At 57.8% G+C, this 21,028-nt stretch carries 25 protein-coding genes and 1 pseudogene; 11 read left to right on the top strand and 15 right to left on the bottom strand.

Features of this window, described 5'->3' with window-relative positions; translation table 11 throughout:
- Window positions 1-3 precede the first annotated feature (3 nt).
- The 4 genes from BFP90_RS25310 (at window position 4) to queC (ending at window position 2,685) form a co-directional block, all read left to right on the top strand.
- Complete coding sequence (locus BFP90_RS25310; RefSeq protein ID WP_003194052.1) at window positions 4-630, top strand: cytochrome o ubiquinol oxidase subunit III; 627 nt, start codon at window positions 4-6, stop codon at window positions 628-630.
- Window positions 630-965, top strand: coding sequence for a cytochrome o ubiquinol oxidase subunit IV (cyoD, locus tag BFP90_RS25305; RefSeq protein ID WP_065898251.1), 336 nt, complete (start codon window positions 630-632; stop codon window positions 963-965). The genes BFP90_RS25310 and cyoD overlap by 1 nt, the downstream gene beginning before the upstream one ends.
- Window positions 966-976: 11 nt before the next feature.
- Complete coding sequence (gene cyoE / locus BFP90_RS25300; protein ID WP_003176002.1) at window positions 977-1,864, top strand: heme o synthase; 888 nt, start codon at window positions 977-979, stop codon at window positions 1,862-1,864.
- Window positions 1,865-1,986: 122 nt separating this feature from the next.
- Window positions 1,987-2,685, top strand: a complete 699-nt coding sequence (gene queC / locus BFP90_RS25295; RefSeq protein WP_065892839.1) for a 7-cyano-7-deazaguanine synthase QueC — start codon at window positions 1,987-1,989, stop codon at window positions 2,683-2,685.
- 141 nt (window positions 2,686-2,826) lie between these two features.
- Here the strand turns inward: queC and BFP90_RS25290 are convergent, their stop codons facing one another.
- Window positions 2,827-3,699: a queuosine precursor transporter gene (locus BFP90_RS25290; RefSeq protein WP_065898250.1), complete on the bottom strand. Its 873-nt coding sequence runs from the start codon at window positions 3,697-3,699 to the stop codon at window positions 2,827-2,829.
- A complete protein-coding gene (locus BFP90_RS25285; protein ID WP_065892401.1) occupies window positions 3,686-4,288 on the bottom strand; it encodes a helix-turn-helix transcriptional regulator in 603 nt (200 codons plus the stop codon). Before BFP90_RS25285 ends, BFP90_RS25290 begins: the two co-directional genes overlap by 14 nt.
- A 214-nt stretch (window positions 4,289-4,502) precedes the next feature.
- Between BFP90_RS25285 and BFP90_RS25280 the strand changes: the two genes are divergently transcribed.
- Complete coding sequence (locus BFP90_RS25280; protein ID WP_065898249.1) at window positions 4,503-5,597, top strand: pyoverdine biosynthesis transaminase PtaA; 1,095 nt, start codon at window positions 4,503-4,505, stop codon at window positions 5,595-5,597.
- A gap of 119 nt (window positions 5,598-5,716) precedes the next feature.
- On the opposite strand, the gene BFP90_RS25275 is transcribed toward BFP90_RS25280, so the two are convergent.
- The 7 genes from BFP90_RS25275 to BFP90_RS25245 form a co-directional block, all read right to left on the bottom strand.
- Window positions 5,717-6,433, bottom strand: coding sequence for a hypothetical protein (locus BFP90_RS25275; protein WP_065898248.1), 717 nt, complete (start codon window positions 6,431-6,433; stop codon window positions 5,717-5,719).
- Window positions 6,434-6,549: 116 nt separating this feature from the next.
- Window positions 6,550-7,563: a diguanylate cyclase domain-containing protein gene (locus tag BFP90_RS25270; RefSeq protein WP_065898247.1), complete on the bottom strand. Its 1,014-nt coding sequence runs from the start codon at window positions 7,561-7,563 to the stop codon at window positions 6,550-6,552.
- A 118-nt stretch (window positions 7,564-7,681) separates the two neighbouring features.
- A complete protein-coding gene (locus tag BFP90_RS25265; protein WP_065898246.1) occupies window positions 7,682-9,571 on the bottom strand; it encodes an alkaline phosphatase D family protein in 1,890 nt (629 codons plus the stop codon).
- Window positions 9,572-9,682: 111 nt separating this feature from the next.
- Window positions 9,683-9,889, bottom strand: a complete 207-nt coding sequence (locus tag BFP90_RS25260; RefSeq protein WP_065898245.1) for a hypothetical protein — start codon at window positions 9,887-9,889, stop codon at window positions 9,683-9,685.
- Window positions 9,890-10,050: 161 nt separating this feature from the next.
- On the bottom strand, window positions 10,051-12,294 hold the full coding sequence (locus BFP90_RS25255; protein WP_065898244.1) for an ATP-binding protein: 2,244 nt from the start codon (window positions 12,292-12,294) through the stop codon (window positions 10,051-10,053).
- Window positions 12,291-12,905, bottom strand: a complete 615-nt coding sequence (locus tag BFP90_RS25250) for a biliverdin-producing heme oxygenase (RefSeq protein WP_065898243.1) — start codon at window positions 12,903-12,905, stop codon at window positions 12,291-12,293. The genes BFP90_RS25255 and BFP90_RS25250 overlap by 4 nt, the downstream gene beginning before the upstream one ends.
- Before the next feature lie 196 nt (window positions 12,906-13,101).
- Window positions 13,102-13,482: a response regulator gene (locus tag BFP90_RS25245; RefSeq protein WP_065885090.1), complete on the bottom strand. Its 381-nt coding sequence runs from the start codon at window positions 13,480-13,482 to the stop codon at window positions 13,102-13,104.
- A 174-nt stretch (window positions 13,483-13,656) separates the two neighbouring features.
- Here BFP90_RS25245 and BFP90_RS25240 point away from each other — a divergent pair, with 174 nt between their 5' ends.
- Entirely contained in the window at window positions 13,657-14,031 is a 375-nt protein-coding gene (locus BFP90_RS25240; RefSeq protein ID WP_065885091.1) for a c-type cytochrome, read from the top strand.
- 26 nt (window positions 14,032-14,057) lie between these two features.
- Here BFP90_RS25240 and BFP90_RS25235 read toward each other — a convergent pair whose 3' ends face one another.
- The 3 genes from BFP90_RS25235 to BFP90_RS25225 all read right to left on the bottom strand — a co-directional run bounded on the left by BFP90_RS25235 (window position 14,058) and on the right by BFP90_RS25225 (window position 16,028).
- On the bottom strand, window positions 14,058-14,417 hold the full coding sequence (locus BFP90_RS25235) for a hypothetical protein (RefSeq protein ID WP_347400893.1): 360 nt from the start codon (window positions 14,415-14,417) through the stop codon (window positions 14,058-14,060).
- Window positions 14,418-14,562: 145 nt separating this feature from the next.
- Window positions 14,563-14,850: a colicin E3-like toxin immunity protein gene (locus BFP90_RS25230; protein WP_065885092.1), complete on the bottom strand. Its 288-nt coding sequence runs from the start codon at window positions 14,848-14,850 to the stop codon at window positions 14,563-14,565.
- A 14-nt stretch (window positions 14,851-14,864) separates the two neighbouring features.
- Window positions 14,865-16,028, bottom strand: a complete 1,164-nt coding sequence (locus tag BFP90_RS25225) for an S-type pyocin domain-containing protein (protein WP_065898242.1) — start codon at window positions 16,026-16,028, stop codon at window positions 14,865-14,867.
- Between the two features lie 186 nt (window positions 16,029-16,214).
- On the opposite strand from BFP90_RS25225, the gene BFP90_RS25220 reads away from it, so the two are divergent.
- Complete coding sequence (locus BFP90_RS25220; protein WP_065892392.1) at window positions 16,215-16,685, top strand: helix-turn-helix domain-containing protein; 471 nt, start codon at window positions 16,215-16,217, stop codon at window positions 16,683-16,685.
- Window positions 16,682-17,095: pseudogene (locus BFP90_RS25215) on the top strand (PIN domain-containing protein); the annotation flags it as partial. The gene BFP90_RS25220 and the pseudogene BFP90_RS25215, both read left to right, overlap by 4 nt.
- A gap of 66 nt (window positions 17,096-17,161) precedes the next feature.
- On the opposite strand, the gene BFP90_RS25210 reads toward BFP90_RS25215, so the two are convergent.
- Window positions 17,162-17,533, bottom strand: coding sequence for a PH domain-containing protein (locus BFP90_RS25210; protein ID WP_065892390.1), 372 nt, complete (start codon window positions 17,531-17,533; stop codon window positions 17,162-17,164).
- A gap of 125 nt (window positions 17,534-17,658) precedes the next feature.
- Here BFP90_RS25210 and BFP90_RS25205 point away from each other — a divergent pair, with 125 nt between their 5' ends.
- Window positions 17,659-18,294 (top strand): LysE family translocator, encoded by a 636-nt coding sequence (locus BFP90_RS25205; RefSeq protein ID WP_065892389.1) that lies wholly within the window; start codon window positions 17,659-17,661, stop codon window positions 18,292-18,294.
- Window position 18,295: 1 nt separating this feature from the next.
- Here the strand turns inward: BFP90_RS25205 and BFP90_RS25200 are convergent, their stop codons facing one another.
- Entirely contained in the window at window positions 18,296-18,988 is a 693-nt protein-coding gene (locus tag BFP90_RS25200; RefSeq protein ID WP_065898241.1) for an NBR1-Ig-like domain-containing protein, read from the bottom strand.
- Between the two features lie 230 nt (window positions 18,989-19,218).
- On the opposite strand from BFP90_RS25200, the gene BFP90_RS25195 reads away from it, so the two are divergent.
- Together BFP90_RS25195 and BFP90_RS25190 are read left to right on the top strand one after the other, a co-directional pair.
- On the top strand, window positions 19,219-20,025 hold the full coding sequence (locus BFP90_RS25195; RefSeq protein WP_065892387.1) for a 2OG-Fe(II) oxygenase family protein: 807 nt from the start codon (window positions 19,219-19,221) through the stop codon (window positions 20,023-20,025).
- A gap of 25 nt (window positions 20,026-20,050) precedes the next feature.
- Window positions 20,051-20,692, top strand: coding sequence for a LysE/ArgO family amino acid transporter (locus tag BFP90_RS25190; protein ID WP_065892386.1), 642 nt, complete (start codon window positions 20,051-20,053; stop codon window positions 20,690-20,692).
- Here BFP90_RS25190 and BFP90_RS25185 read toward each other — a convergent pair.
- Entirely contained in the window at window positions 20,660-20,989 is a 330-nt protein-coding gene (locus BFP90_RS25185; protein ID WP_065892385.1) for a hypothetical protein, read from the bottom strand. The genes BFP90_RS25190 and BFP90_RS25185 overlap by 33 nt on opposite strands.
- Between the last annotated feature and the right edge of the window lie 39 nt (window positions 20,990-21,028).

Below are 21,028 nucleotides of genomic sequence, written 5' to 3'. Positions count from 1 at the left end.
ACCATGTCGAACTTAGTGACCAATGCTGGACACGCCCATGTCGATGACCATGGGCACGATGACCATCACCACGACTCGGGGCCAATAACCGTCTACGGTTTCTGGCTCTACCTGATGACCGACTGCATCTTGTTTGCGTCGATCTTCGCGGTGTACGCGGTACTGGTAAACAACGTAGCGGGTGGCCCGTCGGGCCACGACATCTTCGAACTGCCTTACGTGCTCGGCGAAACCGCCTTGCTGTTGTTCAGTTCGATCACCTACGGCTTCGCCATGTTGGCCTTCTACAAGGGCAACAAGAAAGGCGTACTGAGCTGGCTGGGCCTGACCTTCCTGTTCGGCCTGGGCTTCATCGGCATGGAGATCAACGAGTTCCACCTGCTGATCTCCGAAGGCTACGGCCCGCACCGTTCCGGTTTCCTGTCGGCGTTCTTCACGCTGGTCGGCACCCACGGTCTGCACGTATCCGCCGGCCTGCTGTGGATGGCGGTGATGATGTATCAGGTCAATAAGCACGGCCTGACCAACACCAACAAGACCCGCCTGAGCTGCCTGAGCCTGTTCTGGCACTTCCTGGACGTGGTCTGGATCTGCGTATTCACCGTCGTTTACTTGATGGGGACTCTGTAATGGCTAATACACACTCCCATGACAGCCACGATTCAAGCCACGGCAGCGTAAAGTCTTACGCTATCGGCTTCATCCTGTCGGTCATCCTGACCCTGATCCCGTTCGGCCTGGTGATGTACCCAACCCTGCCGAAGTCGATCACCTTGATGATCGTCCTGGCGTTCGCGGTAATTCAGGTCCTGGTTCACCTGGTGTACTTCCTGCACCTGGATCGTTCCAAAGAGCAGCGCGAGAACGTGATTGCGTTCGTGTTTGCAGGCCTGGTGATCGTTCTGCTGGTTGGTCTGTCGCTGTGGATCATGTTCAGCATCCACACCTACATGATGGCGAAGTGAGGTAAGACCCGATGTCGCTTAAGCACTTTATCCAAATCACCAAACCGGGGATCATTTTCGGTAACGTGCTTTCTGTGGCGGGCGGTTTCTTCCTGGCCTCCAAGGGACATGTCGATCTGGCCATCTTCCTGGCGGCGATGATCGGCACCTCCCTGGTGGTAGCTTCCGGATGCGTGTTCAACAACTGCATCGACCGTGACATCGACATCAAGATGGAGCGCACCAAGAATCGCGTGCTGGTCCAGGGTCTTATCTCCCTGAAACTGGCACTGATCTTCGCGACCGTCCTGGGTGTTGCGGGCGTGGTGTTGTTGTACAAGGTGGCCAACCCGCTGGCGGCGCTGTTTGCCGTGATCGGCTTTGTCATCTACGTCGGCCTCTACAGCCTCTACCTCAAGCGCAAGTCGGTACACGGCACGCTGGTGGGGAGTCTGTCGGGGGCGATGCCGCCGGTGATTGGTTATGTGGCTGTAACCAATAGCTTCGACATGGCCGCGCTGGTGCTGCTGGTGATGTTCAGCCTGTGGCAGATGCCGCATTCCTACGCCATCGCGATTTTCCGCTTCAATGACTACCTGGCTGCGTCGATTCCGGTTCTGCCGGTCAAGCGTGGCATCCAGGTGGCCAAGAAACACATCCTGCTCTACATCCTGGCCTTCCTCGTGGCGACCTTGATGTTGACCTTCAGTGGCTATGCCGGCATGAGCTACCTCGCCGTCGCCGCGGCCATGGGCATGTACTGGTTGTACATGGCCTGGACCGGCTACAAGGCGGTGGATGACACCGTCTGGGCGCGCAAGCTGTTCGTGTTCTCGATCTTCACCATCACCGCGCTCAGCGTGATGATGTCCCTGGATTTCCAGGTACCGAAAGAGCTGTTGCTGACCTACGCACACTGAGTGGTCTGAGCAGTAAAGGCCCCGCCTTCGCAAGAAGCGCGGGGTTTTTTATGGTATGCCCTTTATGATCGCGAGCAAGCTCGCTCCTATACCCAAATTCTTCGAATGCAGGAAGCAAAGCAATGAGTAAAAAAGCCGTTATGGTCTTCAGTGGCGGGCAGGACTCGACCACCTGCCTGATCCAGGCATTGAAGCAGTATGACGAAGTGCACTGCATCACCTTCGATTATGGCCAGCGCCATGTGGCGGAGATCGAAGTGGCTCGCACGTTGGCCAAGCAGTTGGGCGCCACCGTGCACAAGGTGATGGATGTGTCCCTGCTCAATGAGCTGGCGATCAGCAGCCTCACCCGTGACAACATCCCTGTGCCCACCGTGAACAGCTCAGGCGAAAGCCTGCCGAGCACCTTCGTGCCGGGGCGTAACATCCTGTTCCTGACCCTGGCCGCGATCTACGCCTATCAAGTCAAGGCCGAGACCGTGATCACCGGCGTGTGCGAAACCGACTTCTCGGGTTACCCGGATTGCCGCGACGAGTTCGTGAAAGCGCTGAACCAGGCCCTCAAGCTGGGCATGGAATACGACGTACGCCTCGATACCCCGCTGATGTGGCTGAACAAAGCCGAGACCTGGGCCCTGGCCGATTACCACGGGCAACTTGAGCTGGTCCGCGAGCAGACGCTGACCTGCTACAACGGCGTGATTGGCACAGGCTGCGGCAACTGCGACGCGTGCAACCTGCGCGCCCGGGGTTTGAATGAGTATCTGCAGAATAAAGCGGATGTGATGCAGAGCCTCAAGCACAAGTTGCAGCTGAAGTAACTCGATCAAGAGCCGGGTGATATCCAAATGTGGGAGGGGGCTTGCCCCCGATGAGGGAGTGTCAGCAAATGCATTTTTGACTGACACACCGCTATCGGGGGCAAGCCCCCTCCCACAGGGATAGCGGTGAACCAGTGAGTTTCATGCACTGGTCAGATAGCGCTTGAACAACGACCGCGCCCCATACGCCGGCAGGATATTGAAGAACGCAAAGCCGACTTTGATCGCGATCTGCACATAGATCATGCTCAGGATGTCGCTGGTCTGCATCACGCCATAGAAAGCGATAAAGCAGAACAGGAAGCTGTCGATAATGACCGCAAAGAACGTACTGAGGAAAATCCGCAGGTACAGGTACCTGGAGTTGGTCAGTTCCTTGATTTTGCACAGCAGATAAGAGTTGATGTTCTCCGACACCAGGAAGGACACCGACGAGGCGATCAGCACCGACGAGACTTGCAGGATCACGTCGGTGTACGGTCCATCCAGTTTCCAGCCCGGCAGCCCCGGCAGGAAGGTCGAGCCGTAGAGCAGGATGATGATCATCGCGTTACTGGCAAACGCAAACAGGATCGCTCGGCGTGCCAGGCGCAGCCCGAAGTTTTCGTTCAGCAGGTCCACGATCAGAAAGGTCAGGGGATACAGGAACGTGCCCGGCGTCACGATGATGCCCATCGACTCCAGGTAGATCGGTTTGGTCGCGGCGATACTGGTAAAGATATAAAACGTGAACAGCAGCAGATTCAGGATGATGTATATCATCCATGAGTTTTCATTGCGGTCGTTCATGTCGTAGGCCGTGAGCGCACCGCCTTGTGAATAGAACTTCTTGTAGAGGTTCTTGATTTCCATCCTGTTGAAGTTGTCCATCATTTCGCTGTTGAGCACTTCACTGAGCTTGATCCTGATGACCTTGCCCGTGTCGATCACCATGATCACCGCCAGGCGCTTGTCATTTTCAAACCCCAGCAGCTTGTATTTGCTGTTTTCAACCGGTGCCTCAAGCCTGTTCATTGAAGCGCTCCTCGAAGATATCGCCGATGACACACAGGCGATCCGAGTTCGCACAGGGTTCAAGGGTAATGAAGAGCTTTTGGGTGGCGCGGTCGTACACCAGCTTTTCCTTGTCGTCGCTGCACGCGCCTTTTTGAACGATCAGCAGGTCCCCTGGCTCATTGAGACCGGTAATGGCGTGCTCCAGCAGTACGCCGATCAAGTTGCAGGACAGGCCGAAGTAGTAAGTCAGCGGGAACAGCGTGGACAGCTCACCGATGCGCTTGCCCAGGTGCTGCATGACCTGGCTTTCCTTGAGCACAGGCACCGCCGCCGGGTTCATGTTGCCCAGGGGTGAAGCATGGCTCTCGATGATTTCCTTGGCTTCAAAATTGATGGTTTCGATTTCTTCGTAGGAGACGCCGAAGAAGTCGGAGATTTTGCGCAGGGTCGACTGTTGTACGTTGGCGACCTTGCCTTCGAGGATGTTGTAGATGGTAGTCCTGGTCAGGCCGGCGGCGCTGCTTAACGAAAGCTGGGTTTCGCCGCGACTTTTGATCAAGTACCTGATGTTGCTCTTCAGGTGCTCGGTTTTTTCCCGTCTGTGCATCACGTGCTCACCAGTTCCCTTTAGTCATGATCGTCCATTTTTCCTTCGCGAAACCGTGGATCTAGAGCCTGCCACGGGGCTTTTCAACGTCGCGATCGCGAGTGTTACATGTGTGTTGCTCAACAATAAAGCGCTAAATCAGGCTGCGTTTTCCTCGTCATACTTCTCTGTACGACCCGTAGGAATCATCGTTCGTCTACAAGGAGTAGTTGCCATGGTCAGCGTCAGCCGTCGATCTCTTCTCGCCCTGGGCGCGGCCTTGCCGGTGCTGGGGCGCCTGGATTGGGCTGTCGCCAACCCCACGCCGGTGACCTCTGACACCGTATTGCTCAACTACAACGAAAGCCCCTACGGGCCGTCAACGGCGGCGCTTGAGGCGATGGGGCGGGGCAGTGCGGCAGCAGGACGTTATCCTTACCCGCACCTGTACGCGTTGGCTGCGCTGTTCGCCCGGCAGCAAGGTATTACCGAAGAGCGCGTGGCCGTGTTTGCCGGCTCCATGGCCGCCCTGCGCTATGCCGTGTTGGCGTTCACCCGTCCAACCCGTGGCCTGGTGATGGCCACGCCGTCCTACGAAGTGCCGCGCCAGGCGGCCGCGTCGAACCAGGCACCGGTGCGCGAAGTGAACCTCGATGCCGCGCATGCCCATGATGTACCGGCCATGCTCGCGGCTGATCCCCAGGCCGGCATGCTGTACCTGTGCAACCCCAACAACCCGACCGGTACCCTGACGCCAACCGAGGCCATCCGTCAGGCGCTGGCCAACAAACCCAAAGGCAGCGTGCTGGTGGTGGACGAAGCCTATATCGATTTCTGCGATGCCCCCAGTTGCGTGAGCTGGACCAGCGACCACGACGACCTGCTGGTACTGCGCACGTTCTCGAAAATCTACGGCATGGCCGGTGCGCGCCTGGGCCTGGCAATCGGCCACCCGGCATTGCTGGAGCAACTGGCGGTGTTCGGCGGTGACAATGTGCCGGCGGGTGCCAGCCTGCTGGGTGCCCATGCCAGCCTGGAGGACGTCAAGCTGCTGGGCCAGCGCAAGGCGCTCAATGCCACCGTGCGTGATGAGACTATCGCGTGGCTCAAGGACCGAGGGTTCAGGTGCACGGCCTCGCAGAGCAACTGCTTCATGATCGACGTCAAGCAACCCGCAGAGCAGGTGATCGAGCGGCTGGCTGCACAGAACGTGCTGGTGGGGCGGGTATGGAGCAACTGGCCGCAGTGGGTGCGGGTGACAGTGGGTAACCGGCAGGAGATGGAGCGGTTTCGTCAGGTGTTCGCCACGCAGATCGTGGGTGTCGGCTGAACCGGATACAAAAGGTGGGAACGGAGCACCGCCCCTCCCACAGGGGATCTGCGCTAACTGACCTGCATCAGGACTTGCCCCGTCCCCAACTTCAGTCCTGCTGTGTGACCGGCAATGGATTACTGCTGGACGATGCTGTAGCCATCAAAGGCTGTCTGCTGTTGCAGGGCCGCAATCACGTTCTTGCGGCTCAGCGGCTGTTCAGTGCCGGCGTTATCGACAAAGCTTTCCACCTCCGGCTCGGCTTCATCGCCCTCACCGACAAAGTTGAACCCCAGGAATTCGAATGCTTCACGGTCGACGTTGAGTTTGGAGCGCGGAGTGCGCAGTGGCAGGGTGACACTGGTACCGTCCTTGCTGATCACAAACACCTCGGCTTCTTTCTTGGCACGCGCGGCCTTGCCCTTGCCGGCGCTCGGGTTGCTGATGGCCTGGTGCGACTGGTTCAGCACCTTGAGGGCCAGGCCATAGACCAGTTCCTGGAACTCGGGGTCGTCCTTGAAGCTGGACAGGATGCGGCTGATCGAGAACTTGCTGCTCAAGTCTTCCAGGGCGGCGTTATCGGCCGCTTCGGCGTCCTTCAATTGCTTGAGCCGGCCCATCAGCTCGTACGCCTTGTCATCGTCAAAGGCGTCATGGGCCTGACGGATGGCCAGGCGCAATTCGCGGATCTGGTCGCTTTCCTTGGAGGTGTGAAACGCGTCCAGCACCATTTCGCTGATGATCTTGGCCGCTGGCACATGCTGTGAAAGATTGATGGCGTTCTCGTACTCGGCTTTGGCGTGCAAGGCGGTTACGGAGGCTTCGGCGGATTCAGCGGTGTACGAATCGGACATTGAAATTTCACTACTTCAGTAAACGGGGAGAGACAAAAAAGCGTCGCGCATTTTCAGGGGGCAGGGGAGTCAGGTCAAGGCAACTCATCGAAGGTGAGCCCGCTCAGGTCGCTGGTTTATTCCGACACACCATTCTTCCCCGCCGCCTTGGACCGATACAGCGCCTGATCGGCGCGGGTCATCAGGGCTGCCGGTGACTCACCGAGCTGACGCTCCACCACGCCCAGGCTCAGGGTTATCCTGGCGCCACCCACGGCGGGCATTTCCTGGATTTTATGACGCACCCGTTCGGCCAGTTCCCTGGCCGTCTCCAGGGTACTGTTGGGCAAGACCAGCATGAATTCATCACCGCCCCAGCGCGCCAGCACGTCATCCGCACGCACGCACGCTTCCAGGCCTTCAACCACCCGTATCAGCGTCTGATCGCCTACGGCATGGCCATGTCGGTCATTGATCGGCTTGAAGTCATCGATATCCATGGCCACCAGCGCCAGTGGCAGGCGAAAGCGTTCGGCGCGGCTGCACTGTTCGAGCAATACCTTTTCCAGGCGATAACGGTTGGCGATGCGGGTCAAGGCGTCCCGTCCGGCCAGGGAGCGGTTTTCGTCCAATTGCAGTTGCAGCTGCTGATTGACGCGCGACAATTCAAGGGTGCGCTCCACCACCAGTGCTTCAAGAGACTCGTTACGCTGTTGAAGGCGCTCCATGGAGCATTTGCGCGTATGAATATCGCGGTGCGCACCCACCATGCGCGCGACCGAGTTATCGGGATTACGCGCGATGACGTAGCCCCGGTCTTCGATCCAGAGGTAGCTGCCGTCGCGCTTGCGGCAGCGGTATTCGGCCCGGTATTGGGGCGCGCGTTGGCAGATATAGTCATCAAATCCGCTCATCACCCGGGGGTAATCCTCAGGATGGATCAGGTTCTCCCAGGTGAATACGCTGTTTTCCAGGGAGTGGCGCGAGTAACCCAGCATTTCGTACCAACCGGGATTGCGGTAGACGAAGCCGGTATTGGCATTCCAGTCCCAGATACCGTCGCTGACCAATTCCATGATGGCATGCAACAGGTCGGCGCTGAGGTCGGAAAAGTCATTGCGCGGTATTTCACTGCCGGTTGTATCGTCCATTTACGCGCTTCCTGCGTGAACTGGCTCCCGAGGCCAGCTGTGGTTGACGCCGATACTCCGTGGCTGGCGCTACTGTACAACGCGGCCGGTGTGCTTTGAATAGGGCAGATGTATTGTTTCAGGGGCGTGGCGCGGTCATTTTCGTACGCGGCTTGCCATTCGCGTTGTGCTGAAAAATCGCTTCAGGTTGGCCCTTTTCGTTGAAAAACACCTGACCGATTCCCGCGCAATTCCATAAGCGCTCGCCAGCCTCGGCATGTTCCGGGATATGCGGCACCACCTGCATGGTACGGCGCCGGGTAAACCAGTTGAGCGGTGAGCGCGGGGAGTAGAGCCAGCGGTTGAGACGGTCGAACCATTCCAGCAGACGCGGCGGGAACTCGTTCTTGATGCCGCTGCTGGTGATCTGCCAGATTCTGGGGCCCGCATTGCGGTGGCGAATCAGCACTTCGTAGACAAACGAATAATGCACGTCCCCCGACAGAATCACGTAATTACCGGGTGTACGGGAGTGGCGGAAGATATTGAGAATCACCTGGGCGCTGCCGCGATGGGCCATCCAGTTTTCGGCGTCGACCAATAAGGGGTGGCCGCACCAACTGAAGATTTTCTGCACGGTCTCTATCAGCTTCACGCCAAAGATTGGCGCGGGCGAGACGATGATCGCCGAAGGGTGATCGAGCAGTTCCTGCTGCAGCTCGCTCAAGGCTTCCCAATCCAGCAGGCCGGAGGGTTGCTTGAGCGTGAACTCGCTGCGCCAGCGCCGGGTGCGGGTGTCGAGCACCACCAGCGCGGGGTTGGTGGGTAGTACGTAGTGCCAGTGCTGGAATTTGCGCAGCGCTTCGAGTAATTCGTCCTGCGCGGCTGCGTCCAGATGGTTGGCCCGGGTCTGACGGGTCAACGCTTGGGTTCGGCTCACCAGTTCGCCAAATGCATCGGGCTGATTGCCCCAGCCCTGGCATAGCAGGTAGGCCAGGAGGGCGTTTCCGATGATGCGTCTGGAGAAGGGGTGGCCGTAAGCGGTTTCCTCCCATTGGGCGCTGAGGTTCCAGTCGTCGGTGATGTCATGGTCGTCAAAGATCATCAAGGTCGACAGGTGGGCGAAGACTCGCGCGACCCCCGGCAGCCCATCGCGGAATCCTTCGACCCGGACCTCTTCGCTGGCATAGCGCTGCTGTCGTTCCAGGCTCAGGGGCGGGCTTTGAAGCGTGATCAGCGTCCAGGGCGTGGGTGACCACACCAGCAGGTACATCGCGATGACTTCGGCAAAGGTCACCAGATGATTATCGGCGGTGCTGCTGGTGAAAATCGGCTTTTTCACGCCACCAAAGAAGCGTTCGCGCAACGTCTCATTGCTGTCCAGTGCCGGCAGCAAGTCGGCACGGTGATAATAACTGGCGGGATGCCGGTAGAGGCTTGCGCTGTCATCGACCACGGCGCCTTCGAGGTATTCATCGACCAGGCCCAGCCGTGCAATCAGCCCATGAATCGCACGGAGCATCGGCCCGGCGACATCGTCGGCGTAAACCTGATCGCCGCTCATCATCAGCAAGGCCGGACGTTCGACCGGGGTTTGGGCGTCGGCCAGCAGACGGTCGACGCACAGCAAACCGTCATTGGCACTGTGATGGGGTTTGCGGCATGAGCCGTGCACCAACTGATGGATACGGCTATGCAGGACGAAACTGGGGTATTGGTGGTCGGCGTACAGGAGGTGCGGTGCCCACTCGGCGATGCCAGTATCGGCGAAAACCAGGTCGTAGCCGATCGCCACGTCCAGCGGCAGCGCTTCGTCCAGTGACACATCGATCAAGTGAATAAATGCGTGACGCCCGACGGGTACGACGTTGCAGTCAAGGATAATCTCCAGTGTCCGCTCGGGCAGATGCAGCTTCAGCGTCAGTTCCAGTGCTCGACTTCCTACCAGCCACAACACCAGGCGCCGAGCTTCGAGGCGTCGCAGCAGAGGGCCCGCCAGAACGGCGGGCAGTGTGTCGGAATGCGGCATGCAGGCAGTGGTCCGGGGCAGGATTGAACCAGTGAGTTTAAGCGAGTGAATGTCATGGTTTTGTTATCGGGGGGTACGAAGGGCCGTACACGGCCCCTCGTACGCGCCCGGTTAGAGAACGTTGCCTCGACCCAGGCTGTCCAGCCCACCGCCCTTGGTTTTGCGTCGGTCATCGGCCGCCATGCCTTCAGGCTCGAAGGCATTTTGTTGCGTGGCGGTGGAGTCGATGCTGCGCTTCGTGCGTTGGGGCCCTGCATCATCCTGCTGCAGAGGTGGGTATTGAAAGCTGCTCAGTGAATGATTGATTCCGCTGACCATGGATGTTTCCTTCTATGAGTAGAGGATGACTTCGCCTATCGGAGCGAAGCAAGGCCTACCTTAATAGCGGCCCGCAAGGGCCGCTATAAACGCGTTGCTGCAAGATATGACTGCAACTGACGAGCGTTTTTTAGAAAGGGTCCCGCCCATGCTCTACCGCATCAGGTGTACGAATCTTCAATCATCTTGGGTACCGTAAACCGGAACTCACTCCCTCGGCCCACCTCACTTTCGGCAACGATCTTGCCGCCATGGGCCTGGACGATGCCCTGGGTGATGTACAGTCCCAGGCCGCTGCCGGTGGGGTTGTTTTCGGTCTGCGTCCAGTAGCGGTCAAACACATGGGGCAATTGTTCCGGCGCTATGCCTTCGCCCGAGTCACGCACCGAGAACACGATTTCTTCGCCATTGCTCATGGCACTGATGCCGATATTGCCCTGGCGTGGGGTGAACTTGATGGCATTGCCGATCAGGTTCGACAGGACCTGGAACAGGCGCTCCGGGTCGGCGTTGATCAGCAGGCCGGGCTCGGCGCTGAACGACAGGTCAATGCCTTTCTCCGACGCCAGCGGTGCGAGCAAGGAGTAAGCCTCTTCGAACATCTGGCTGACATCCAGCGCCACCGGCTTGACCACATACCGCCCCGCATCGATTTTCGACGTGTCGAGCAAGTCTTCCAATAGCACATTCATGCGCCCGGCCGCCTGCTGCATGGTATCGATGGCCGAGGAAATCCGCCGTGACGTATGAGGGCCGTCGGAGCTGAAAGCCTTTTGCAGCATGCCGCAGAGCATGGAAATCACGGTCATGGGGTTGCGCAGGTCATGGGACACCACCGCCACCAGCTCTTCACGCGCCCGCACGGCTTGTTGTTCACGCAGCACCTGGCGGGCCAGGTCGTTTTCCAGGGCCGAGCGGCGCAGGTCATTGGCGGCGAACAGGTCGCCATGGCTCCACTTGGTGGAGATGCCGGCCATTTCGACCTTCCAGATTTCAAATGACGTGCGGGGACGAAGGCGCAGGCCGGCGTCGGAGTTTTCCAGGTCCAGCGGCTTTTGCGGATCGCCGCTCCAGTTGATGTTCTCTTTGACTTCCGGGCGGAACCACAGCACACCATTGTCCACAGGCTTGGGCAGTTGCATGGCCAGGACGCCGCTGGCCAGTGCCTGGAACTCGGCGGCCGGGGGGTATGACGAAACCAGATTGTGGCTGGCGAACACCGGTTCGTCGCGTTCCTGCAGCCATTTGTGCAGCGCACGGATCTGCGCCGGTTCCGGGCAGTTACCGTAGCGGTGCAATTGTTTGTTATCAATGATCGCCACGCCGCCTGCCCGCGTCAGGTCCATCAGCAACTGGCCCTGTTGGGCCAGGCCATCGAACACATTGTCCTCCGAGGCCTTCATCGCTTGATCAAGCAGCGCCAGTGCCTGAAGTTTTTCCTCGCGCTGACGGCTCAGTTCCAGGGCTTCCATGGCGCTGATCTGCAACGACAGCACCTGGCCGATGGTCTGGCAGGCGGTGCGTAACTCGTTGGGTACCAGCAGGGGTTCCCGATTGCCGCAGCTGATCAGGCCCCAGAGCTTATCGCTGTCCATCAGCGAGATGCTCATGGATGACAGCACGCCCATGTTCTGCATGTACTGGCAGTGGATCGGCGACACACTGCGCAGGGTGGCAAAGCTCAAATCCAGCGGTTCGCCGTTATCTGGCCGCAGCCTGGGCACCAACGGGACTGGCTCGTAGGCCGCATTGGGAATAATCCGTAGCCAGTTGGTGCGATACAGCTCGCGAGCCTGCTCCGGGATGTCGGACGCAGGGAAGAACAGCCCGTTGAAAAGCTCCATGGACGGCGCCGACGCTTCGGCGATCACCTGGCCATGGCCTTCGTCTTCGAAACGGTAGATCAGCACGCGGTCGTAACCGGTCATGGCCTGAATTTCATTTACGCTGATTTCGTACAGCGCCTGCAGGGTTTTCGCCGCCTGCAAACGTTGCAGCATCTTGCCCAGGTTACTGGTGCGGCCGTTTAACGCGCGCGGGCGAAAGTCCTTGAGCCGCGGCTCGAACTCCAGTACCAGCACGTCCTGGTGGCGGTGCAGCAAGCCTTCGAAATCCGCACCGTTGAGGGTGACGTGCAACGGTGGCATGTCGAAAAAGGTATTGGTCCGGGCCATGACCTGCACGGCCTGGGCGTGTTCGGTGCCGATCAAGCTGTGCAGCGGCTGGCCGAGCAGCGTTTCGGGCGCACGGCCGAACAAGGTGCCGACGTTGGCGCTGACCTGGATGATATTCAGGCCGGGCTCCGACAGGGTCAGCAGCGCACCGTGGGGCTGGATCGCCCCGGGAAAGCGGATGGGCTCGTTGGCACAGTTGGCAAGCAGCTCTTCAAAATCTTCGGTTTTCATAGCAGTACCTCCTGGCTGTCGAGCCATTGCTCAAAGCAGCTGAATGTCGAGCGGGCGGCGTTCACGGCGCATTGTTTTGCGGGCGCGTCCAACGGCTGGTCGCCCAGATAAACAAGAAAGTCTTTCCAGCGCCGCCCGGTCTCTACCCCGTAGATGTCGAGAAAGGCGCCGCCGTTGTCGGCATTGACGCCCAGGCGCTGAGCCATTTCACGACGAAGCACCTGGCCACCCAGCGTCGCACCCTCCAGTACATACAGAGCACCGAGGCAGGCGGCGGGGGTGTCGAGCGTTGGCAGTTGCGTGCAATGGGGCAGGGTGTCGATGGCCTGATCATCCAGGCCCAGCGCGTGGAGGTCACTGACCAGTATCGGTGTTTTCACACGCATTGCGGTATCAAGCCCTTCGGGAATCAAGCCGCTGCCGTACAGTGCAGCCTCCATAGGCTGATAAAACCCGAAGTACGCCTGCAGCAGATGCCGGTACCCCTGCGCATCAAGGCGATCGGAGAAAAACGGCAGGCGTTTTTCCAGCGCGGTATGCAGCAAGGCCGTGCCTGTGCGCAACGCTTCCAGCAGTGGGGGCGCATCGACGTCATGGGCCTGAGAATGCATTCAGTAAGCTCGAACTGTGGGCCTCTCGGCCATGAGTGACGCGCGGAAAAGGGCGACGATTCTACACAACTCGCAGTCAGTAACTAAACGCGCAAGGCGAAAAGGCTGACTAACGGATCAGAAATGTCGCTCCTTGCGTCATTAATGGACCGATGGTTTCACCGGGAAGTTCGCTCAAGGTGATATCGCGACGCTATCAATGCATAGCCAAACCCTGCTGATTCAGCGCTGTTTGCACGCAGTCAATCAGATGCTGGGTACTCCAGGGCTTGGGCAGGAATCGCACCGAGCCGCCCAATTGTGCCGCCAGATGGGCGTTGCCGGACGTCAGCACCACCTGCACCGTCGGCCAGCGGTGCGCCACCACCTTGCTCAAGTCAAAGCCATTGAGCAAACCCGGCATTTGAATATCGCTGACAATCAGGTCCACGGGGTCATCGCCCCGTTCCAGATAAATCATCCCGTCGTCCGCCGAAGGGAACGACGTCACCGACGCGCCGAAGTCCTCCAGCACATCCACCATTAACGCCCGAATGATTTCGTCGTCTTCCAATACTAAAATCGATGGCCGAGCCATGATCCTTACTCCACCATCAGGGTTCAGTAGGGTTGAGTGGAAGCTGCGGGCATAGGTTCGATTGGATGTTTTTTAAACGATGGGTGGTCGTTTGGCGGTGTGCAGGAATGTGGCTGAGGGCGTTGCTGTGTAAACAGGCATAATTGGCATCAACACTCGACGCGGAGCTGTCCGATGAAGTATGCCTTGTTGACCCTCGCCCTGATGCTGACCACCGGCCAGGCCGCCGCCGCCGGCGATGCGGAAGCGGGCGGCAAGCTCTTCGCCAAGACCTGCGGCGGTTGCCACAGCATTGGCGAAGGCGCCCGTGGCGGTTTTGGGCCGCAACTGAACGGCATCATTGATCGACCTGCCGGCACTACGGCGGACTATCAGTATTCGGAGGCGATGAAGACCTCGGGAGTGGTCTGGACCCGGGACAAACTGGCGGCCTACATTGAAGATCCGAAATCGGTTGTGAAAGGGACGCGGATGATTTTCTGGGGCATCAGTGATCCGGAGAAGATTGAAAATATATTGGCGTATCTTGAGACGTTTCAGCACGAGTGATGGCGTAGAGGGTTGTCGGCGTATGTCTAGCCTTCAGGCGTTAAGTTCTCAACCCTGTGTAAAGCCTGTGCGAATACCACACCATTGAAGGTATGGGTGCAGCAGTCGTAAAAGGGGTCCATAAGCTCGGGCGTCAGTTGCGGGTTGACCTTCTGTAACAGGCCGGCCTCGTCTACCCACAAGCCGCTGTAATAGCTGTTCTCATCCGTTCTCACATACTCCTGCTTGTCGCTTTCATGCAGCGCAACCATCCAGAACACCGGCTCCGGACGATCCAGGCGGGCGTTGGCTTCGCTGAAAACCTTGCTCCATGGGTGGCCGACTTTGGACAGGAGAAACCGAAATAGCGGTGTGTAATCAAAGCCGTGTCGTAGGTGACTGTGCATGGAACCTCGATTTGCCAAGGTGTTTCTTTCACTTTTTGTGTTCCGTTCATACCGATAAGCGCGACAGCTGCCGTGACGCACACCGTGGGTTCTAGAGTTGAAGGAGCGGTAGAGGAGAGGCTTTTGCAGGGTAGGTCTCATTGCATCACGATTCCTTGTTCGACTGCTTCGGGGGCGGTGGCCAGGCGCCTTGATAGTGAAAAGAAATCTGGAAGTCGAAAATATCTGGCTCTATCACCCGCCGGAAATGTGGCTGAAGAATCGCTATCCAGCTTGGGAGAACATCAAACCCTCCAGAATAAATTTGCGGTTCCTCGTGTAAATCGAGTTTGTTAAGAATGCTGTCGTCTTCCTCAAAGTCTGCTGAGTATTCAGCTGCCTCCAAATTTTCTGTTTGTTTGTTGAACCATTGCAGCCGTAGTTTCATTGCCATAGAGAACGCTCCACTTACTTTTCTATACGTCTTTCATCTTTTGCCGGCCCCCGCCGCTCGCCGGTATAGGGATCAAATGACCCTAGATGTTTCACATCACTGTATCGGTAGACTTCCAGCTCACCTTGTTCTGAGTCCCACTCAAAAAGTCTTTTTCCTTTCGCATCCTTCCAGCGCTCCCGAAGCCCGCCACCGTTGCGTTTTCGCGTCTTTCTCTTCTGTTCTATCAAACCAGGGAAGCCAGTAATGTCCTCGGTCTTGGGGGCCGGGAAGTAACCATAATCTGGATTTTTCGAGCCCTTGCGAGTCTCATTTACCACCAGATACAGCGGCTGAACGCCCGACCCCACCGGGAACACCAGAATAAAATCCCGGTACTCCGGCGGATAAACCGGATTCACCAGAATCTGCGCGGCCTTCTCCGTCGGCGGGTAAATCCAGATCACCGGCGCTTGCGGCGCAGCCTCCAAGGCTGGAATTCCCAGCGTGTCACTGGGATCAACCGCAGGCGTCCAGATCAACTCGACTCCCTCACCCAAATCCGCCACAAACTGCTCGTCGCGGGCTTGGAACTGCACCACATCGATCATCTGCCAACTCGGATGGTTGCCGGTGTAAAAACCATACCCCTTGAGCGTACCGTCCTCGCGTTGTTCGACATGCAAACGCATCTGCGACCGCGCCCGCTCCATCGAGCGCAACTGCTCCTCACTGTAGAGCGCGCTATCACCCAGATCAGACGGCCAGGCCAGCGCCACCAAACCGGCCAACAGGCCACCGGCGACAGACCCGACGGCAGTCGCCGCCGATTCCCACACCGCCGAACGCAACGCCAACTGCCCCAAGCCGGCGGGCAACGCGCTGCCGCCGATCCTGCGCAAGGCCACCGCGCCTCGGCCGTCCAGTTCGCGCCCACCCAGCAGGCTGAAATGGGCGTACTCCTTGACCAACTCCAGCGGGACATAACCGGTGGGGTCTGCGTAGCGGGTGAAGCCGTCCGGCAATTGGCAAGGCTTGATAAAGACGCAGCCGACAGGTTTGGCCGGCGTGGGGGCTGGGGCAGGGGAGGGTTCGTATAGATCAATCGCCGGCGAATAGGGTGCCCGCGACGGTTGCGGTGTCAGGATTCGCTGTCTGCGTAGCGCTTCTTCAGTAGGTGGATAAGAACGTTCTGACATGACCGGCTCACTTCCTTGTGCGAGGGAGTGAGCCTACGGGGGGATATCACGGGGCTGGAATTGGCAGTGTTCGATGGGGAGTGTGGGAAAAGTAGACAGTAACTTCAGCGGGTTTCGAATATTGCGATTTTCGTTTGTTTCGTTTAGCTTGAGCTCAATTGAACTATGTGACGACGGAGTAGCATCATGATCACCCCGCACCTCCCTAAAACAATTCCTCCGCTGGAAAAGGAAGTTGAAGCCGCCGTTCAGGGCCAGCGCGAATTGGCCTCATTGCTGTCGACCAAATTCGACACTCAACGCATCGATATCTTCGACAAAGAAGACAAACCCCACTCCCTTGTACTCCCCACATCCGCGCTACGTCTGCTGGTTGATATTTTGGGTGAGCTGGCGCTGGGCAATGCCGTCAAGGTTGTACCCGTCCATGCTGAGTTGACCTCCCAGGAAGCTGCCGACCTGCTTAACGTTTCACGCCCGCACCTGGTGAAGATGCTGGAAGAAGGCGCCATTCCTTTTACGAAGACGGGTCGCCATCGGCGTATCCGGTTTTCAGATTTGATGGCGTTTAAACAGCAGCGCGATGCAGAAAGCCAAGAGGCGATGGAGGCGTTGGTACGGCAGGCTCAGGAGTTAGGCATGGGGTATGACCTATGAGGTGTTCGCCGTTCACTGCGGTATACGATGCTTGTGTTCTTTACCCGGCAGCACTCCGGGATCTGTTGATGTGGCTGGGATTGTCTGGTCTGTATCGAGCGCGATGGACCAGCCAGATCCATGAAGAGTGGAAGCGCAATGTGCTAAAAAATCGCCCCGACCTTACTTCGGAGCAAGTGGATAACACTTCAACGATGATGGACAAGGCTATACCCGACGGGCTGGTGACAGGGTATGAGGAGTTATGTTCGAGCCTGGATTTGCCCGATCCTGATGATCGTCACGTACTGGCGGCGGCGATTCGTAGTAAGGCGGAGGTCATCGTTACGTTCAACTTGAAAGACTTCCCATCGCATATCTTGGCTGCTTATGACATTGAGCCAATGCACCCACATTTTTTTGATCGGGATGCAGTAGCCGAACCGTATTGGTAGTAAAAAAGACCTTGGCACACCGAGGTCTCTTTTGTCCGCTGATCAAGTCAGCAGATGCTTTGAAATCAACCGTGAAATCTCGACAATCGACGTCTTCCCGGTAAATTCAAACTTCACCTTGCCCAACGACGAAAAGTAAATCTCCAGCTCCGAATCCAGATCAAACGTACCCGACGTCTCCACCGAATACGCCACGATGTTCTTGTACGGCAGCGACGTGAAGTCCTTCTTGCTGCCGGTAATTCCCTGCACATTCACCGCGATAATGCGCTGGGTGGTGAACACCACGCCGTCGCGCATGGCCTTGTACGCATCCACCACTTCCTCGCCATCGAGCAGCAATGCCGCCACGCGTTCGGCGTATTCGTTGTTCTGTTTGAGCTTGAAGAAGCCTTTGTTGTTGAAATCAATCATGTGCCTGCCCTCGGGTGAATGGTGCGCTCGGTGTATGACGTTTTGCGCGCGGATCTGTATCTGACGCGCGCGGTTTGAACGCCCTACCATGGCGTCCAACCCTACAGCGTTGCAGGAGCCAAATCATGCCCGAACTGTCCAGCTGGCTTGCCTATGCGCTGATATCCCTGAGCATGGTGCTGACGCCCGGCCCGAACATGATTTACCTCATCTCACGGTCGATCTGCCAGGGGCGCGTCGCCGGGTTTATTTCCCTGGGCGGCGTGGCGTTGGGGTTTCTGGTTTATATGTTGTGCGCGGCCTTGGGGATTACCGCGTTGGTGATGGCGGTGCCCTTTGCCTACGACGCGCTGCGGTTTGGCGGGGCGCTGTACCTGGCCTATCTGGCCTGGCAGGCGCTCAAGCCGGGTGGCCGTTCGCCGTTCCAGGTGCACAGCCTGCCCCAGGACAGCCCGCGCAAACTGTTCACCATGGGCCTGGTGACCAACCTGCTGAACCCCAAGGTTGCGGTGATGTATCTATCGCTGTTGCCCCAGTTCATCGACCCGAACGGCCATGGCAGTGTGCTGATGCAATCTCTGGTGCTGGGCTTCACGCAGATTCTTATCAGCGTGAGCGTGAATGCGGTGATAGCCACCCTGGCGGGCTCCATCGCCGTATTTTTCGTCACCCGGCCGGGCTGGCAGGTGGTACAGCGTTGGCTGATGGGGTCGGTGTTGACGGGGTTGGCGGTGCGGATGGTGGTGGAAGGGCGCAAGTAGCTCAGCGCGCCATCACGTTTACGATCACATGCAAAATGAACTCAGGGCCGTAGCACGGTTGCCCATGTTCATCCTCGATCCGCCAGATGGAAGTGACTGCGCAGGTTTCCTTGGGCGCGGCGAATTCCATCGTGATATGCACGGGTTGGCCAGGCAGTGTTTCTGCGATGAGGATTTCGTTGTTAAGGCTGCGCAGATGCGTGTCCATGACGACTTCCAATGGCGCGCCCATGGCGGTGCGCCGTGCGATGACGTACTCACCGTCAACGCGCACCAATCTTCGTCCACGCCATGGACGTGTGCCGAGGTTCTGGATTTCCCAGGTCTTATGAAAAGTCTCACTGGGCATTACCACGGTTTGATCGGGGGTGGTGACGTCTGCATTGAATACGGCGATGTCACTGGGGTCGCGTAGGCCGATGGCGCGGTTCGTGGCTGCAGTTGAATAAGCATCGACGGGTGCGCCAGTCAGGTCGGCAAAATAGCGAAACAGTAGCAGCGGTGAAACCTGAAGCGCCTTGGCGAGTTTGATCAGGGTGCGAACCGAGGGATCTTGAGATACGCCGCTGGCCAAGCCGTACAGATAGGTTCTGGAAATTGCGGCTTCCCTGGCCAGGGTGGTCATGGATTTACCCAACTCTCGACTGCGTCGTACAACGAGGGAGCGGAGGGTGTCGCGAGTTCGTATGCTCATATTCGATTGCTATCCCTAGTGCTTGGAAAGGCCCACACGTTGTTCGCCAAAAAAGACAACCTGACCACCGTTGCGGGTAATACGCAATGCACACTTGCGACCTGCTGGTGATGTTGTGAAGGACATGGATTGGTCGCTTTCTGGTTGGCTATATCCAGTGTCGTAGTTTCTCGCATGCTTGCGAACCTAGTGTTTGTTGTATTCCTTTACGTCTACCTTTGGATATAGCGATGACTCAATTAAAGACGTGCTGCGCTTCCATTGCTCGATCAGGTTTCGGCACTTTGCAATTACCGGAAGCCATGCTGCAGGACTACAAACAAATTGTTGATGGATACTCAGCAATATCCCATGCCACCAAAGCGTCATTTTCTTTCAGCCAGGACACTGACGGTTTTTTCCCTTTCGGTGCCGAATACTCAAGTGTTGAGGAACATCCTGACCTCTGTGAGCGATTCTGTTATTGGCAGGCGCATGCGTCGAAAAGAAATGGTTTTGAATTTACTCGGAGCGATTTTTTTGCGGCTGTAGAAATTTTTGAGCGCCAGGTCAGCGAGTTGGCTCAAGAGTTGATGGACGGTATATGCAGCGAGTTTGGAGTATCTCCACTTGCCCCTTTTCGCTCGGCGTCCTACGTGCAGTTGTGTGTTTATCGTGCTCAGGCTGCAAGCATTGAGCGGCGGTTCGTCCAGGACCCCCATGAAGATGGCCACATGCTGTCGCTTATCAAGCCTAGCCGCGAAGGGCTGGTGTTGGTGAAGGGGCTCTCGCTTGAGCCGGTGCGTCTTTTGGAGAATGAGATTGCGGTGCTAGCAGGGTCTTTACTCACTGAGCTGTCCGATCACGCAATTCCTGCGGCTTATCACGCGGTCCTCGCACCTCAGAAGCCGGTGGACAGAAGCTCGTTGATTTATTTTGTTAACCCGAATCCTGAGCAAGTGCTGACCAGCTTTTTCCGCAGGCAGAGAATCGATTTGAGTCGTTCCGTAAACGCCCGTCACATCGGCTTCGGTAATCAACCTATTCAACTCCTGTAACTATCTCCTCGGGCACGGACACTCCATGGCTCCCTACTTCAGTGCGCTCTACCTCGAAGGCTTGCTTTTAGGTATGGGTTTGTTCGCCGCCCCCGGCCCCAAAGACACCTTGGTAATCCGCCAAGGTGTCAGCCGTGGTCCCGTCTGGGGCGTGGTCGCAATTTGCATAGTGGCCGACGTCCTGCTGATCGCTCTCGGCATCACTGGGTTAGGTTCGATTTTAGAGCGTCGTCCAACATTGGTAGCGCTGTTGCTACTCTCCGGCGCGGCGTACTTGCTCTGGTTCGGTGCTCAGCGCCTATTGGCTTGCCTGCGTGATCAATCGATGCCGGACACCCACGGCGGGAACTCGCAACGGGGGTTGTTGCGCACGGCGGTAGTGCTGGGGTTCGCCAACCCCTACGCATGGCTTGATACGGTGGTGCTGATCGGTTCCATTGGTGCTGCGAAACCGGCAAGCCAGCAAGCACTGTTTGCCGCGGGCGCCATGACGGCATCGCTTATATGGTTCGTGGTGCTGGCGCTGGGCTGTCAGCGGTTGACGGGGTTGTTTCGAACGCCGGCAGTCTGGCGTTGGTTGGACGCGGGTGTTGCGATCTTGATGGTGTATTTGGCCAGTATGCTGATCGCCGATTCACTGGATGTCTTTGAGGTAGTCCTTAAGTAGGCTGAGTGGCAAGGACAGTTCATCAAGGTGAGAGACGCCTTGAACATCAGCGGATAGTTTTTGCAGTTCTCGCCCCAGTACCGTGTCGGTACCGCCTAAGGCAATCAATGCTTGTGCAATGCACTCATCAAGCTTCACCTGAATCCCCGCCAAATCCCCCTGGCGCACCAACAACCCAAACACCTCGCGGTCGTACGCTTCCATCACCGGATCATCGCGCAAAACCGGGCTGCCGCCGTCCGTCTCGTGCACCAGCTTCAGTGCATAAAGCGCAACCGCTTCCAGCGTCAATTCCATGGTTTTGGTTCCTGCGGTTTTTTGGGGGGGCGATGATCA

Source organism: Pseudomonas sp. 24 E 13, assembly GCF_900004715.1.
Lineage (GTDB): Bacteria > Pseudomonadota > Gammaproteobacteria > Pseudomonadales > Pseudomonadaceae > Aquipseudomonas > Aquipseudomonas orientalis_A.
Note: the sequence above shows the minus strand (reverse complement) of the source record. Positions and strands in the feature narration are given on the sequence as shown.